General features: G+C 48.7%; 15 protein-coding genes. 8 read left to right on the top strand and 7 right to left on the bottom strand.

The genetic code is table 11. The features are described 5' to 3' along the window. Nucleotides 1–651, top strand: coding sequence for a cyclase family protein (locus tag C7452_RS08575; RefSeq protein WP_115892840.1), 651 nt, complete (start codon nucleotides 1–3; stop codon nucleotides 649–651). Next, complete coding sequence (gene tsaA / locus C7452_RS08580; RefSeq protein ID WP_115892841.1) at nucleotides 648–1,061, top strand: tRNA (N6-threonylcarbamoyladenosine(37)-N6)-methyltransferase TrmO; 414 nt, start codon at nucleotides 648–650, stop codon at nucleotides 1,059–1,061. Before C7452_RS08575 ends, tsaA begins: the two co-directional genes overlap by 4 nt. 40 nt (nucleotides 1,062–1,101) lie before the next feature. Here tsaA and C7452_RS08585 read toward each other — a convergent pair whose 3' ends face one another. Next, a complete protein-coding gene (locus C7452_RS08585) occupies nucleotides 1,102–1,599 on the bottom strand; it encodes a flavodoxin family protein (RefSeq protein WP_115892842.1) in 498 nt (165 codons plus the stop codon). 547 nt (nucleotides 1,600–2,146) lie between these two features. On the opposite strand from C7452_RS08585, the gene C7452_RS08590 reads away from it, so the two are divergent. Beyond that, nucleotides 2,147–2,821, top strand: a complete 675-nt coding sequence (locus tag C7452_RS08590; RefSeq protein WP_115892843.1) for a class I SAM-dependent methyltransferase — start codon at nucleotides 2,147–2,149, stop codon at nucleotides 2,819–2,821. Nucleotides 2,822–2,842: 21 nt separating this feature from the next. On the opposite strand, the gene C7452_RS08595 is transcribed toward C7452_RS08590, so the two are convergent. Genes C7452_RS08595 through C7452_RS08605 form a run of 3 tightly spaced genes read right to left on the bottom strand, consistent with a single transcriptional unit; the run spans nucleotide 2,843 to nucleotide 7,104 of the window. Then, nucleotides 2,843–5,431: an ATP-dependent helicase gene (locus C7452_RS08595; protein ID WP_115892844.1), complete on the bottom strand. Its 2,589-nt coding sequence runs from the start codon at nucleotides 5,429–5,431 to the stop codon at nucleotides 2,843–2,845. Then, entirely contained in the window at nucleotides 5,432–6,175 is a 744-nt protein-coding gene (locus C7452_RS08600; protein WP_115892845.1) for a metallophosphoesterase, read from the bottom strand. Next, nucleotides 6,172–7,104, bottom strand: coding sequence for a prenyltransferase (locus tag C7452_RS08605; RefSeq protein WP_170130337.1), 933 nt, complete (start codon nucleotides 7,102–7,104; stop codon nucleotides 6,172–6,174). Before C7452_RS08605 ends, C7452_RS08600 begins: the two co-directional genes overlap by 4 nt. A gap of 166 nt (nucleotides 7,105–7,270) precedes the next feature. On the opposite strand from C7452_RS08605, the gene C7452_RS08610 reads away from it, so the two are divergent. From C7452_RS08610 to C7452_RS08625, 4 genes are all read left to right on the top strand, one after another. Beyond that, complete coding sequence (locus tag C7452_RS08610; protein ID WP_115892847.1) at nucleotides 7,271–7,822, top strand: HEAT repeat domain-containing protein; 552 nt, start codon at nucleotides 7,271–7,273, stop codon at nucleotides 7,820–7,822. Between the two features lie 270 nt (nucleotides 7,823–8,092). Further along, on the top strand, nucleotides 8,093–9,568 hold the full coding sequence (locus tag C7452_RS08615) for a phytoene desaturase family protein (protein WP_115892848.1): 1,476 nt from the start codon (nucleotides 8,093–8,095) through the stop codon (nucleotides 9,566–9,568). Between the two features lie 64 nt (nucleotides 9,569–9,632). Continuing rightward, nucleotides 9,633–10,493: a phytoene/squalene synthase family protein gene (locus C7452_RS08620; protein ID WP_245942912.1), complete on the top strand. Its 861-nt coding sequence runs from the start codon at nucleotides 9,633–9,635 to the stop codon at nucleotides 10,491–10,493. A 19-nt stretch (nucleotides 10,494–10,512) separates the two neighbouring features. Then, nucleotides 10,513–11,379 carry a prenyltransferase gene (locus C7452_RS08625; RefSeq protein ID WP_115892850.1) on the top strand — a complete coding sequence of 289 codons (867 nt, stop codon included), beginning with the start codon at nucleotides 10,513–10,515 and terminating at the stop codon, nucleotides 11,377–11,379. 17 nt (nucleotides 11,380–11,396) lie between these two features. On the opposite strand, the gene cruF is transcribed toward C7452_RS08625, so the two are convergent. Genes cruF through C7452_RS08640 form a run of 3 tightly spaced genes read right to left on the bottom strand, consistent with a single transcriptional unit; the run spans nucleotide 11,397 to nucleotide 13,550 of the window. After that, complete coding sequence (cruF, locus tag C7452_RS08630; protein ID WP_245942913.1) at nucleotides 11,397–12,134, bottom strand: bisanhydrobacterioruberin hydratase CruF; 738 nt, start codon at nucleotides 12,132–12,134, stop codon at nucleotides 11,397–11,399. A gap of 24 nt (nucleotides 12,135–12,158) precedes the next feature. Further along, complete coding sequence (locus tag C7452_RS08635; RefSeq protein WP_115892852.1) at nucleotides 12,159–12,977, bottom strand: carbon-nitrogen hydrolase family protein; 819 nt, start codon at nucleotides 12,975–12,977, stop codon at nucleotides 12,159–12,161. 18 nt (nucleotides 12,978–12,995) lie between these two features. Continuing rightward, nucleotides 12,996–13,550, bottom strand: coding sequence for a manganese efflux pump MntP (locus C7452_RS08640; RefSeq protein WP_115892853.1), 555 nt, complete (start codon nucleotides 13,548–13,550; stop codon nucleotides 12,996–12,998). A gap of 181 nt (nucleotides 13,551–13,731) precedes the next feature. On the opposite strand from C7452_RS08640, the gene C7452_RS08645 reads away from it, so the two are divergent. Continuing rightward, complete coding sequence (locus C7452_RS08645) at nucleotides 13,732–14,718, top strand: S1C family serine protease (RefSeq protein ID WP_115892854.1); 987 nt, start codon at nucleotides 13,732–13,734, stop codon at nucleotides 14,716–14,718. Nucleotides 14,719–14,748: the final 30 nt, after the last annotated feature.

Here is a 14,748-nt window from a genome sequence, read left to right on the forward strand (position 1 = left end):
ATGTATGAGCTGCTCTCCTATCACCTTGAGGACAGATCACCGGTCCACCCATCCCTTGAGGATGTCAGCATAACCATCAACACCACTGTAGGGAATGATGGATATGAGACCCACACCATCAGGACCAGCAACCATGCAGGTACACACATAGATGCACCGGCCCACTTCATTGAGGGAGGAAGGAGGATCTCTGAATACAGTATAGATGATCTTATCTTCAATGAGGTCTCCATCATTGAGGTGGATGCGGGTCCAGGTGTCCCCATAGGAAAGGATGACATTGACCTTGTTGACTGTGAGCTCCTCATCATAAAAACAGGTTTCGGGTCACGCAGGGGAGAGGATGTTTACCTCAGGGACAATCCATGGATAGACCCTGAACTCATAGACCATATAAGAAGAAACTTCAAGGGGATAAGGGCTATTGGAATTGACTGTATATCGATATCCACTTCATCAAGGCCCTCTGAGGGGAGGATGGCCCATCTGAACGCCTTCATGGAGAGGCGCGAGTACGGAGACCCCCTCCTTCTCATAGAGGACATGAAACTTGACAGTGTCCGGGAGGTTACCGGGAGGGTGTTTGCTGTTCCATGGATGCTTGGATCTGTTGACAGCGCACCATGCACCGTTATAGCGGAGCTGAGATGAGTGACATGGAAATAAGGATAAGGCCCGTTGGGGTTGTAAGGTCCCCCTTCAGGACCAGGAGCGATGCGCCGGCACAGGGAAGGTTTTCCAGCGAGGAGAGTGAGATCCACATCTTTCCAGAGTACCTGGATGCGGTGGACGGTCTTGAACTCTTCAGCCACATCTTTGTTTTATACTGGCTGCACCTGGCTGAGAGGAATGTTTTAAGGGTGGTACCTAGGGGTAAAAGGAAGAAAAGGGGTGTTTTCTCTACAAGGGCTCCTGCGAGGCCCAACCCTGTGGGGCTCTGTCTTGTGGAGCTACTTGAGTGTGGGGAGATACTGAGGGTCAGGGGCCTTGATGCGCTGGAAGGTTCCCCGGTTATTGATATAAAACCATACTATGAGGATATAGATTCACCGGGGTTCTGATGGTTCTCTGAATGGTTCTTCAACATCCTGGGATATGGATTCACCGGGGTTCTGATGGTTCTCTGAATGGTTCTTCAACATCCCTTACGAAGGGTTCTATCTTGCAGTCGCAGGTATCTTCCTTTATCTCCCTCTCTGTGATTGCGACTGTTTCGATGGGTTCCATGCCAAGGATTTCCTTCATGGTCCTGAATGTTCCCTCTGCACCGCTTCCACCGTAGGTGCAGAAGAAGGCCACCTTCTTTATCTTTGAACGGTTCTCCTTCAGGTAGGTGCTTATGGGTACAGATGGCTTACCCGCCCATACCGGAGTTCCAGCTATCACAAGGTCGTAACTGGAGGGGTCCTTTTCATAGGGTTCAAGGACGGTGTCCTTCCCCCTTGCAGCCTGGTAACCTGATTTTATAAATCCTATGATCCCTGTACGTTTCTGGGTATCATGGATCTCCTCGATATCGCATCCAAGTTCATCGGCTATTCTGGCTGCAACCTCCCTTGTGTTCCCGGTTCTTGAGTAATATACCACAAGTGCTTTCATGTAGTCTAATATGTGGATCTGTTCATTTATATTATTGCTTAATTTTAAAATCAGTTTTCTGTCTTCAGGGGTTTCTCTTGCGTTTCATATCATGGAGTGTTCTTTTGATGCTTTAAAAGCAGGGTTCTCTGTTTATCTGCGGAATGTATTCTGTGATCTTAGCTGAAAAACTGTGAGATGATAACATGCACTAAATTGAAGCTGGCCTTCATATAAACTTAGAAATAGTCCCTGCATGTGATAATATGGGGGGTAGCTTCCAGAGATTTTAAGGGGGGTTGTTAGGAGTGAAAAAACGGGGAGGTGCTTTATTTTTTCACATCTCTGGAAGCTGATATTTTTTGTGCTTTCAACAGAACGAATATCCCGGATGTTGAAAGCCATAATAAGGGGGTGATGTGTGTATGAGACACACAAACCTATATGTTAGAATACTCCTATATAAACATTTCGGTGAGGTGAAGGGTGAATTAGGTGATTGAACATAATTAATGTAGTGGACCATGAGATGACAATCTTTAATTTCAGAACCTGAAGGAGTGAATCCATGAAAGAACCGGTGGAAGGGCCACTATTCACGGCCCGCACATGCAGGGAGTACCTTAAAATGTTCAACCTCAACCCTCCCGACCTGAGGGACCTCCGGATACTGGACTGCCCGGGGGGTGCCAGTTCATTCACCCCCATCATGGCCGCAGCTGGTTTTGATGTGAGGGCATGTGACATCATGTACGGCGAGGAACCAGGGATCCTCGGTGAAAGGTGCAGGGAGCACCTCCGGACCCTCACAGAAGCATTAAAAAGAATTAAAGATACCTTTAAATGGGAATTCTATAAATCCCCTGATGAGATGCTTGAAAAACGCCTTGAAGCATGCAGCTGCTTCGAGGAAAGCTACAGACTGAACCCTGCCCTGTACATCAGGGGGGATCTCAGGGAGCTACCCTTTGATGACGGTGAATTCGACCTGGTGGTCTCATCACACCTCCTGTTCATCTACGAGCACAGGCTTGACCAGGAATTCCATAGAAAAGCCCTTGAAGAACTCACAAGGGTGGGCTCCGAGGTGAGGGTGTACCCCATCGTCAGGGAAAACGGTGAACTGGCGGATTATGCAAGGGAACTAATAAATAATGGGATGAGGGGAGTTGATGTTGATGTGGTGGAGGTGGACTATGAGTTCAGGAGAGGTGGCAACAGGATGCTCATACTTAGGAGCTGATCCAGTTTTCAGGACATCTACCTACCTTTTTATTTCATCTATTATCGCCTGGTGCATTCTCCTTATGAATTCTATCCTGTCCTCATATTTGAGGACATCCAGGTAGCCCTGTGCCACAAGGTTGAAGGCGAAGGGTGATGGTATGCGGGTGTTGATCTGTTTTATCTCCATATCACCGTCCCTTATCCATTCAAGCACCCTGATGGCATTTTCAATGTCCATGTAGTCCTCCATGACCTCCCTCCGAGCTTCCTCGAGGATAGGGAACTTATCATCAAGTTCACTCACAAATTTGAGGAGTATCTTACCCCGAACCTGCTGCCTGCCAACCGATTTCTCCTCGCCCCTGTACCTCCGAAGTATCATAAGTGCACGGCCAGCACAGTGCCTGAATCTGCTTGCCAGCGTCTCTGTCCTGTCAAGGGCCTTCTTGAGCACATTCCTCAGGTTTTCAGGTTCAAGTTCCCTGAAGGCCTCAAGACCACCCATTTTGCCCTCTGAGCTGAGGTAGAACCCATTGTCAGATACAGATATCATAACATCCCTCCGGTAGCGTCTGGCAATGACGTAGGCGACTGCACGGGAGATTGCATCGTTCACCCTCCTCCCGAAGAGACTGTGGAATACAATGAACTTCCTCCCACCGAAACCTGTGTAGTACTCCACCAGCATTCTCCTTATACTGGGTATTCCGGCGTAGAGGTACTGCTCACGGAAGTATTCGTAGATGGAGGACGCCGCCCTTTCGTCCACATGAAGGTAGCTCATTATGAATTCCATTATCTCATTCCTGGAACGCCCATACTGAAACTTTCCATCCATTATATCCCTGAAGCGCTGTATATCCAATGCAAGATCAAAGGAGAGGGGTAGCTGCTCTGAGAACCATGAGGGAATCGTCGGAGGCCCTGAGGCAGGAGTGACGTTCACGGTCATGCCCCTGGCATAGTTGAAGCGGTATATTCTGCCCCCAAGCACAAAGGTGTCCCCCTTCCTGAGCTTCTCCATGAAGTCCTCCTCGATCCTCCCCACGACCTTACCGCCGCACTTCACAACCGCAGCGCTTCTATCAGGTATCGTGCCTATGTTGGTGGAGTAAAGCATCCTTGCAAGTTTACCCCTCCTCCCGAACTGGTTCTTATCATAGTCAACCCAGATCTTGGCGTACACGTACCTCTCCTCAAGTTCCACGTACTCACCGGCCAGGTAACTGAGGACAGAGAGGTAATCCTCCCTCCTGAGGTTCCTGTAACAGTAGCTGTTCCTTATGACCTCAAGGGCATGGTCGATGTCCCAGGGGTTCTCGATGGCCATCCCGTATATGTGCTGGGCCAGCACATCCAGGCAGTTCTCGGGTACCCTGATGGAGTCGATTTTACCCTCAAGGGCATTTTTGAGTATGAGTGAACACTCAACAAGGTCATCCCTGTCCACAACAACTATCCTCCCCTTAGATTTCTGGTGAAGCTGATGGCCGCTCCTCCCGATCCTCTGGAGGGCCCTTGAAACTGATTTGGGGGAACTCAGAAGCACCACAAGGTCTATGTAGCCTATGTCGATACCGAGTTCAAGGGAGGTGGATGAAACAACCGCCTTCAGTTCACCCCTCTTGAGTTTCTCCTCGGTTTCAAGTCTGATCTCCCTTGAGAGTGATGAATGGTGGGCCATGATGTTGCTATCACTGTAGCTCTCAGGGAAACGGCTTTTAAGGTTATATACAACGCTTTCAGTACCGCTCCTGGTGTTTGTGAATATCAGGGTTGTTCTGTGAGTCTCTATGAGGTCATGGAGGATGTCATAGAGGGCGTTCCCTATCTCCTCGGGATCAGCGGCAACGATATCATCCACGGGGCATATGAGGTCGATGTCCAGTTCCTTCAGGTAGCTGACGTCAACTATCAGACACTCCCTCTCTGAACCGTAGCTGTAACCAACCAGGAACCGCGCGACCCTCTCGAGGGGGTGGACGGTTGCTGAGAGACCTATCCTCGTGAAGTCCCCCACGAGGTGCTGCAGCCTCTCAAGGCTGAGGGAGAGATGGACTCCCCTCTTATTATCTGCAAGGGAGTGTATCTCATCAACTATAACATAGCGGACGGTTGAAAGCTTTTCCCTGAATTTTGGTGCGACAAGGAGTATTGAGAGTGTCTCAGGAGTTGTTATCAGTATGTGGGGTGGTTTTTTGAGCATCCGTGACCTTTCATAGCTGGTGGTATCCCCTGTCCTGACAGCCTTCCTTATCTCAAGGTCCCTGCCCTCCCCTGCGGCGATATCCCTGATGGCACTGAGGGGCTCCTCCAGGTTCCGTTCAATGTCGTTGTCCAACGCCTTGAGGGGTGATATGTATATGCAGTAGACACTGTCCTCAAGCTCCCCATCATCTGCAAGTCTCGTCAGTTCGCTGATTATCGAGAGGAAGGCGGTGAGGGTCTTGCCGGACCCTGTAGGGGAGGATACCAGGACATTCCTTCCCCTGTGGATGTCCATTATGGCATACCTCTGGGCCTCTGTGAAGTCATCGAAGGTCCTCCTGAACCATTCACTCACCCATGGGTGGAGTATGGAGTGTATCTCTCCGGATGTGTACATCCTCTCCTGTTTCTTTATCATTCAATCACCCGGATAACCTGTTTTCTGCTGAAACTTCAGAAGGTCCCCCACGGTCCTGAATTCGAAGATCTCAAAGTCCTCAACACCATAGACCAGGAATTCAGTGAGTTCAGACTCCCTCAGAAAGGGGGAGAGTATATCCTCATGGAGGATGTCTGAACCCTCTGTAACGAAGTTAAAGGAGGGCATCACAAGGAGTTTCATGTCCCTGAAGGGACCAAGCAGGAAACATTTGATCTTCTCAACCCTCTCACCGCTTCTTAAACCCACACAGGGATGTTCATGGCCGATGATTATTGTCTCAGCATCAAGGTCTTCGGGTACAACGTGGCCGTGTGCAAGGAGGAAACCGGATATACGGAGGGTTTCGGTGACACTGAGATGTGACACCTGTGACATGTAGGGTATGAGGGCGTCATGGTTTCCCCTGATGATGGTTATATCCCTGAAGTTCTCCTCAAGGTACTGCATCATTCTGATGATCTCACGGTTCTCCTGCCAGCTCACCCTCCCGAACTCATGTTTAAGGTCCCCGTTTATGATGATACCTGAGGCTCCGGACACGTCCCGTATGGTGTCTATCCGTTCAATTATCCTCCTGAACTGGAAACCGGGTACCATAACACCCTGTGTGTTGAGGTACTGCTCGTAGCCCAGGTGGAGGTCTGCAATGACCATGGAATCCTCAATGATGAGGGACAGGTCACATATTTCAAGGTCATCCATGAGTCTGTAGGTCTTCATGGGGTCACCAGGACTGTCGTTAAATATATGAGGTCAAGCATGCCGAAGAGTATGAGGGAGTTCATAACAAGCTCAGATTTGCTTGCAACATCCTCTCTCTCCCCTGAACCATAGAGTGAATGGATGCACGGGATTGTGACTGTGAGTGACAGGGCCGCTATTACCAGGAAATTGATCCCGGGACTGAAACTCTCTGATAATGAAAGAAGGGCCAGCATCACCGTTGCGGCGGCTGAGGCAAGGACCATTATCCTGCGGGAATCTCTGACCCCGAGGCGGACTGGAAGGGTCATTTTACCTCCCAGCAGGTCCTCCCGGAGGTCGGGTATCTCAACGTTTATTATGAATACGAGCTGCAAGAGCATTATCGGTACCGAGAAGAGCAGAATCCTGATGTCAGGCCCACCTGCCATTACAGAGTATCCCATGGCTGGAAATATGAATCCGGTGATGGCGGTTGCCAGTTCACCAAGGCCCCTGTATGAAAGCCTGAGGGGCGGTGCACTGTAGAACCATCCAAGGAGGCTTCCAGAAACAGTAAGCAGAAGTACTGAGGGGTTCCGGAAGGTTATGGTGTAAATTATGGACAGTGTTATGGATGTGGCTATAAGAAAAACTGCAAATCTCCAGGCGAAGTTTCGCAGTTCAGGGTGCCTCTGGAGGGTACCGCTTCCACCGGAGTACTTCGTTGAAGAATCCGGTCTGTCAAGGTCAAAGTCATAGTAGTCGTTGCTGTAGGATACAGATAGGTGTGCTGGCATAACTATGAGGTAACCGGCGATGAACTGTTCCGCTGAGATATGTCCAGTCTCTATGGCTGCAAGGACAGCTCCAGTGGCATAAAGTATAAAGCCGGCTCCAAGGAAGGGGAGCCTTCCAAGCCGGATTATTTCACGGATCGTTTCAGTATTCCATGCAGGATTCTTCATGGGAATCTCCATTGAATTACTGTGGAATATTTATATCATCGGGGAGATAAATTAATTTTCATTGATGGAGCTGAACACGTAGGCATGGTCAGAAGTCAGTTGTCTCTGGTTAATGGAGAGGTTACCATCGGAGATTACGGCATATCAGGAAAAAACAGGTGATCTCATGGTCAATGCAAGGTTGAAGGAAATGAGGCTAATGGAGCCTCAGAAGAGGATGGAGGCCATAGAACAACTTGAACCTTCAGAGGAATCAGTTGAAATGCTCATAGCTCTTCTGGAGGATGAAAGTCATCCCGTAAGGTTTAAAGCAGCTGAAAAACTTGCAGAATTTGGTGAAGCATCTCTTGAGAAACTTATGGAGATAATGGATACAGCGGAGGGCGAAATCAGGAGATACGCAACCTTCGCACTCAAGAAGATAGGAGATCCCCGTGTTACAGACCACTTCATAGAGGCCCTCAGTGATGAGGACTGGGGTGTAAGGAAGTTTGCTGCAAGGTCCCTGGGTGAACTGGGAGATCTGCGTGCAGTGGAGCCCCTCATAGCTGCCCTTGATGATGAGGACTGGGGTGTTAAACTTGCAGCTGTAAGGTCCCTTGGAGACCTTGGAGATGAGAGGGCCATAGAACCCATCAAGAAGGCCAGAAGAAAGGGTGATAAGGACTTCAAGAAGGCTGCAAACAAGTCCCTTAAAAAGATCCAGTCAGGACGATAACCTGCAAGTAAATTATCAGTTTTTGCTGTTCCTTTTCTTTAGTTGATTTAATGGACTGGTTAGTGTGCGATAACGTGCTGTTCCTTTGATTCTTCAGTTAAACTGATTTAAGGATCAGAGGGGACATTGTTCATCCACCCCTCCTTTTCACATCATATCTATGGGTCAACACATCCCTGTTGCTGCACATTTAAATAATGAAATATCCATTTAATGAAGTTTTTATATCTGCTTCAACATAACACTATTAATATGGTCTGTGGTGGTTTTATGAATATTGTGATTGTTGGAGCTGGATTCGGGGGAATATCTGCGGCGGCACTCCTTGCACAGAAGGGGCTGGAAGTAACTGTCATTGAGAAGAATGAGGGTCCTGGGGGACGTGCAAGCGTCTACAGTGAGGGGGGATTCACCTTTGACATGGGACCATCATGGTACCTCATGCCAGACGTCTTTGAAAACTTCTTCGCAGAGTTCAATGCCAAGCCAGAGGATTTCTATGACCTTAAAAAACTTGAACCAGCATACCGCGTATTCTTCGACGGGGGAAGGGTCGTTGATGTATCATCTGATATTGAAAAGAACTATGAACTCTTTGACAGCTTTGAGGAGGATGGTGGTGAAAGACTCAGGGAGTACCTGGAATCAGCTGGTAAACTCTACGACTCGGTTGTGAAGGAAATGCTCTACAGGGACTACAGGTCAGTCCTGGACTTCCTTAATGGAAAGCTCCTGCTACAAGGATTGAGGCTCAACATACTCGAATCTCTTGAACACTTCGTTAAAAGGCGATTTAAGAGTGACGAGGCCCGCAAGATACTCCAGTACTCAATGGGATTCCTTGGAAGCGCACCCCAGAACACACCCTCAATGTATCATATAATGTCCCATATCGACATGACCCTCGGAGTCTTCTACCCTGAGGGGGGTATAAGGAGGGTTGCCCAATCAATATATGAACTCGCCCTTGAACATGGAGCCAGATTCCACTTCAACGAGGAGGTCAAAAGGATAGAGGTAATCGATGGAGTGGCAACATCTGTCATAACCGACAGGAACATCTATGAAGCTAATGCAGTCCTGGTGAATGCTGATTACCCCCACAGTGAACTGGAACTCCTTGATGAACCCCACAGGACCTATGATGAGACATACTGGGAGTCTAGGGTAATGGCGCCATCAGCCTTTGTAGCCTACCTCGGAGTTGACAGGGTTATAGATGCCCTTGAACACCACAACCTCTTCCTGGAGAGGGACTGGGCCGATAAATTCCAGGAGGTATTTGACCCCAGGAGGGCGAGGTGGCCAGAGAGACCATCCTACTATGTGAATGTACCCTCACGGACAGATACGACTGCTGCCCCCCAGGGATCAGACACCCTCTTCATACTGGTCCCCCTCGCCCCGGGCATGGAGGACAACGAGGAACTCAGGGAGGGCCTCTACCGGAGGGTGATGGATGACCTTGAGAGGAAGGTGGGTGAAAATATACGGGACCATGTCGTTGTAAAGAGGATATTCGCCATAAATGATTTCAGGGACCGTTACAATGCATACAAGGGCACAGCCCTGGGGCTTTCCCATACACTGAGACAGACAGCCCTCTGGAGACCATCACATAAGAGCAAGAAGGTTAAGAACCTCTATTACACAGGACATTACACCCACCCCGGCATAGGCGTCCCGATGACACTTGTCTCATCACAGATAGTCTGCAATGAGATAATGGAGGATACCGGAAGGTAAAGGGTTGCTGTAATGACTGCAAATTTTTAGACCTTTAAACCTTAAAAATAGTCTAATGGGTGATATGTCTTTGATTGACAAGAAAATTTACTCAATATTTAAGAGGGGAAGTAAAACGTACTTCTACAGTACACTTTTCTTCCCAATGGAGGTTAGGAGAGACGTTTTTATACTCTACAGCTTCCTTCGAAAGGCCGATGACTACGTTGACCGGGTGCCGCAGGATACTGATGGCTTCTATGACTTCGTGGAAAGGTACAGGAGAGCATACTCCTGTGAAATCACAGGGGACGTGGTGGTTGACTCATTCGTGGAACTTTCAAGGAGGAAAAAATTTGAAGATGACTGGACAGAGGCCTTCCTGAGGTCCATGGAGATGGATATAACAGTATCATCCTACAGTACAATGTCTGCCCTCGAAGAGTACCTCCTTGGTTCATCAGAGGTCGTGGGGCTCTTCATGGCATCCATAATGGGCCTTGACCCTGATTCATACCACTATGCAAGGTACCTTGGAAGGGCCATGCAGTACGTTAACTTCATAAGGGACATTGCAGAGGATATTGAGCTTGGGAGGCTCTACTTCCCCCTGGATGAACTTGAAAGGTTTGGACTCGAATCCCTTGATCCTCATGAGATAAGGGGGAGGGAGGATAATTTCCGGTCATTTCTGAGGGCCCAGATAGACATTTACAGGGACTGGCAGGGAACAGCGGAGAGGGGCTACCGGTACATCCCCTACCGTTACCTGGTACCCATAAAGACAGCGGCTGACATGTACATGTGGACATCAAGGATCATTGAAAGGGACCCCATGATAGTCTACAGCCGAAAGGTGAAGCCTTCAAGGGGCCGTGTGGTCTCAGGGGCGGTGTTTAACATATTCCGCCTCATGGGTTCCATCAGGGTCAGTGGAGGCCCATGATCGTCGGGGCAGTGTTCAGATGAAGACTATACTGGAGTATATGGGGTTTCTCTTCAGGATATCCAGGTTCAGGTTCTGGATCTACACCGGTGGGACCTATGTTATAGGATACACCCTGGCCGCGTCAGGATTTGCAGATTTCCTCTCACCTGCCTACTACCTCTACCTGATATACTTTTTCTTTCCGGCCAGTATCTTCATATATGGGGTTAATGACTGGTGGGATGAGGAAACCGACATTCTGAACCCCAAGAAGGGCTCCAGAGAACATATGCTGGCCCGTGATGAGAGAAAAAGATTGAAGAGATCGATAATACTGGTAACCGTCATCAGCTTCCTTATGATGCTATCACAGACACTTACGGAGGCCCTAATTTTCATGGGATTCCTTTTTTTATCATACTTCTACAGCGCACCCCCACTTCGCTTCAAGGAGAGACCATTCCTGGATTTCTCATCCAACTACCTCTATATAATGCCGGGTATATTCGCATACAACCTTGCATCGGGCGCCCTTCCGGACCCGCTGATCCTCTTTGCCGGTTACTGCCATGTTGCAGCCATGCACATCTTCTCGGCCGTACCTGATACTGAATATGACAGAATTGCAGGTATAAACACCACCCCCGTTTTCATCGGCAGAAGACCGGCTCTCGCAATTTCAGCCTTCTTCTGGTTACTGCTATCCATTATAACAGTATGCATTACAGGATTCCATCCACTGAGCTTCCTGGTATTCATATACCCGGCATTTTCCCTTTCAGTGCTTCTAATAAGGAGAATAAGAATAGAGAAGATATACTGGTATTTACCCCATGTTAACACTGCCCTCGGCGGCCTTCTATTCCTTGCACTCATAAACTACAGGGTGTTTCACTGGATATAACCCATCAACGGGACACTTCACCATAACTTAAACCTGGCTGTTCTTAATATGAGTGCAATGAGCATGAGGCCTGCAATGAAGGGTATCTCAAGGCCAAGGAAGAGGCAGGCACCTGTCCAGAAACACATTATCAGGTAAAGGCTTGATACAGCACCATTACCCATCTCCTGCAGGGAGTCACCGGTCACTGCCAGTGAGATCAGTGCAGCCCCCAGACCTGAGAGAATCCAGCCCGCGAAGTTCTGTAGTGGAACCCCATAGAAGATCCCCGGATTCACCCACACCCAGAATTTGAGGGCAACTGCAGCCGGGTCAATAACCACGTCGGTTAATGCAGCAATAAGGGCTGCCAGGATCAGAAATTTAACCCTGCCCTCAACACACTCCTTTGCAAGGTAGGCGGATCCAAGGAACAGGGGTAGCCACGCGAATGGAACCGTGAAGGGGGTGTAGCCGAGTATCTTCAGGCCGATCATATCACCGTAGTAGAACTCAGAGTAGGGAAAACCGGTTATTATGGCGAGGGTTTCAATCGAAATTGCATAGATGCCAAGAACGAGTATCAGTAAAAAGCCACGGGACCCGAGGCTCCTTATGGTTGATATGAATGATGGAACAGCCATTGAAATTATGAATATAACTGATACGATCCAGTAACCCTCTATTCTCATGCCAGTAACAGGGTATGAGCTCAGAGCAAGTATGATACCCGTCAGCAGTATCAGCAGGGAGGTCCTTCCGGCTTTATCAGACATGCTGAACACCTTTATGGATCATGATCATACTCCAGATCTCCAGCCGTACACATCAGGCCTTCTGTTTCTCAGAAGGGGAAGCTCCCTCCGGATCCTCTCCACGGCTTCCAGGTCAATATCTGCTGTGATCACAGAGGGGGATGCATCGGCCTCACAGACGACAGATCCCCAGGGATCAGCGATCATGGAGTGGCCATAGGCAACATAGGACGCTGAGGGGTTCCTTGCAGGTGATGCAGCAACACAGTAGCACTGGTTATCCAGGGCCCTTGACCTTACAAGGAGCCTCCAGTGGGCCGGTCCGGTTGTCATATTGAATGCCCCAGGGAATATAAGGACCTCTGCACCCCTTAGGGCCATCATCCTTGAAAGTTCAGGGAAACGCATATCATAGCATATCCCCACACCCATGATGCAGTGGGGAGTTTCTATAACGGTCACGGAATCGCCTGCAATCAGGCTATCTGATTCCCTGAAGCTTATCTCTCCGGGAACATTGATGTCGAAGAGGTGGACCTTGCGATGCTTCCCGATGATGTTCCCACCATCGTCCATCACAAAGGAGGTGTTGTAGATGCCCTCGGGTGTTTCCTCGGGGATGGAACCTGCGACCAGATGGATCCCCAGTTCCCTGGCAATTGACCTCATGGTTCTTATGGAGTATCCATTCTCATCCTCTGCATACTCTGAAAAAAGGTTTACATCGTAGGGGCATGTGAACATCTCAGGAAGGACAATGAGCCGGGCGCCTCTCTCAGCGGCCTCCACAATCATCTCAACGGCAGTACCAACATTCTCCTCTTTATCTTCGGTTACCTGCATCTGGCATATTCCAAGCCTCATAGAGACACTTCCACAAATTCAGGTGAAGGAAACATTTTCCAGGAGGATCTTAAGACCGATGAGGATGAGGATCAGGCCTCCAATGGCCTCAAGACGGTTTTCAAATATGTGGCCCACCCTTTCGCCTATGTAGCTACCGGCAAGTGATAGTATGAATGTGATGAGACCTATGACAATTACCGGGAGCCATATGGATATGTCAAGGAGGGCGAAGCTCACACCCACTGCGAAGGCATCGATGCTGGTTGCAATTGAGAGTACAAGGAGTTCACGGTAACTGAAAATGAATTCTTCCTCCTCCATGATCAGGCTTTCATAGATCATTTTAAGGCCTATTATGAGGAGCAGAATGAATGCTGCCCATGGTGCAAGGGCTGATACGAGCCTCTGGATTTCAAGACCAGACACCCATCCAAGAACTGGCATGGCAGCCTGGAAGGTTCCGAAGGACAGTGCGGATATCAGGGCGTAGTTTGTCTCTGATTCATGGAGTGCAAGGCCCCGGCTCACGGATATGCTGAAGGCGTCCATTGCAAGGCCAACTCCTATGAGCACCATTGATAGAAGATCCATTATTATCCTCTCTTACCTTAATAATCATACCTTCTTTCTTACCCTATTTAAACCCACCACCCCCAGGAAAACCTTTATATATAAGGACTTTTAATAACTTAATTTAATTAAAAATTCAGTAACCTGAAAAAGGTTCCAGAACCTTTAAAATAAACTTAAAAACCAATTAAAAGTTAGAAAAATGATTGAATCAAAAGATAATAACAAAGGATCTGATTTTAGTGAAACAGAACTTGAAGAGCAGGAAATAATGGATGCCTACTCAGAGGCTGTTATTGGCGCAGCCGATAGAGTGAGCCCCTCAGTTGTAAGGGTAACAACGGTGGCCCGATCAAAAAACAGGACAGTGGGTGGAGGTTCAGGTCTCATATACACTGAATACGGGCATATAATCACAAACAGTCATGTTGTCCACGGAGCAGAGAGAATTGAAGTAACACTGAACACAGGGGAAGAGTACCGGGCAACTGTTGTTGGTGATGACCCCCACACAGACATCTCGGTCCTGAAAATCGAACCTCAGCATGAACTCAGAACACCTGAATTTGCAGACTCCAGGAGGGTGAGGGTGGGACAGCTTGCCCTGGCAATAGGCAACCCCTTCGGGTTCCAGTTCACAGTAACAGCAGGAGTTGTGAGTGCAACCGGCAGATCCCTGCGGACCATGACAGGGAGGCTCGTGGATGGGGTTATACAGACAGACGCAGCACTAAACCCTGGAAATTCAGGCGGACCACTGGTTGATTTTCGCGGAAGGGTCCTGGGGATAAACACGGCCCTTATAAGACCTGCTCAGGGGCTTTGCTTTGCAATACCATCAAATACAGTCAGGGAAGTCGCAGATAAACTCATAGAGGATGGTAAAATAAGAAGGGCCCACCTGGGAGTGGCCTGCCAGAACATGGTGCTGAAGCCAGAAACAGTTGAGAAACTGAAACTGAATTCGGATAGGGGAGTTATGGTTGCATCACTCTCAGATGGTCCGGCAGGAGATGCTGGAGTCATGCGTGGTGATATCATAATAGCCCTCGACGGCGAAGCAGTTGAAACAGTCGACGACCTTCACAGAATCCTCAATGAGGAAAGGATCGGCATGGAATGTGATCTGGATGTTATAAGGGGGTCTGAGATCTTTAAAATCCATGTGAAACCATCAGAACTGGAATAAGCCCATCTAAAGTTTTATTAAGAGGGGGTG

The sequence above is a fragment of the Methanothermobacter defluvii genome, assembly GCF_003385755.1.
Taxonomy (GTDB): Archaea; Methanobacteriota; Methanobacteria; order Methanobacteriales; family Methanothermobacteraceae; genus Methanothermobacter; species Methanothermobacter thermautotrophicus.

Excerpts from the sequence above, each read along its gene's own strand:
- C7452_RS08575 (WP_115892840.1), top strand. The coding sequence starts at position 1 with ATGTATGAGCTGCTCTCCTATCACCTTGAGGACAGATCACCGGTCCAC.
- C7452_RS08605 (WP_170130337.1), bottom strand. The coding sequence starts at position 7,104 with ATGAAGAATCCTGCATGGAATACTGAAACGATCCGTGAAATAATCCGG.
- C7452_RS08625 (WP_115892850.1), top strand. The coding sequence starts at position 10,513 with ATGAAGACTATACTGGAGTATATGGGGTTTCTCTTCAGGATATCCAGG.
- C7452_RS08585 (WP_115892842.1), bottom strand. The coding sequence starts at position 1,599 with ATGAAAGCACTTGTGGTATATTACTCAAGAACCGGGAACACAAGGGAG.
- C7452_RS08600 (WP_115892845.1), bottom strand. The coding sequence starts at position 6,175 with ATGAAGACCTACAGACTCATGGATGACCTTGAAATATGTGACCTGTCC.
- C7452_RS08640 (WP_115892853.1), bottom strand. The coding sequence starts at position 13,550 with ATGGATCTTCTATCAATGGTGCTCATAGGAGTTGGCCTTGCAATGGAC.
- C7452_RS08645 (WP_115892854.1), top strand. The coding sequence starts at position 13,732 with ATGATTGAATCAAAAGATAATAACAAAGGATCTGATTTTAGTGAAACA.
- C7452_RS08610 (WP_115892847.1), top strand. The coding sequence starts at position 7,271 with ATGGTCAATGCAAGGTTGAAGGAAATGAGGCTAATGGAGCCTCAGAAG.
- C7452_RS08635 (WP_115892852.1), bottom strand. The coding sequence starts at position 12,977 with ATGAGGCTTGGAATATGCCAGATGCAGGTAACCGAAGATAAAGAGGAG.
- tsaA (WP_115892841.1), top strand. The coding sequence starts at position 648 with ATGAGTGACATGGAAATAAGGATAAGGCCCGTTGGGGTTGTAAGGTCC.
- C7452_RS08590 (WP_115892843.1), top strand. The coding sequence starts at position 2,147 with ATGAAAGAACCGGTGGAAGGGCCACTATTCACGGCCCGCACATGCAGG.
- C7452_RS08615 (WP_115892848.1), top strand. The coding sequence starts at position 8,093 with ATGAATATTGTGATTGTTGGAGCTGGATTCGGGGGAATATCTGCGGCG.
- C7452_RS08620 (WP_245942912.1), top strand. The coding sequence starts at position 9,633 with ATGTCTTTGATTGACAAGAAAATTTACTCAATATTTAAGAGGGGAAGT.
- cruF (WP_245942913.1), bottom strand. The coding sequence starts at position 12,134 with ATGTCTGATAAAGCCGGAAGGACCTCCCTGCTGATACTGCTGACGGGT.
- C7452_RS08595 (WP_115892844.1), bottom strand. The coding sequence starts at position 5,431 with ATGATAAAGAAACAGGAGAGGATGTACACATCCGGAGAGATACACTCC.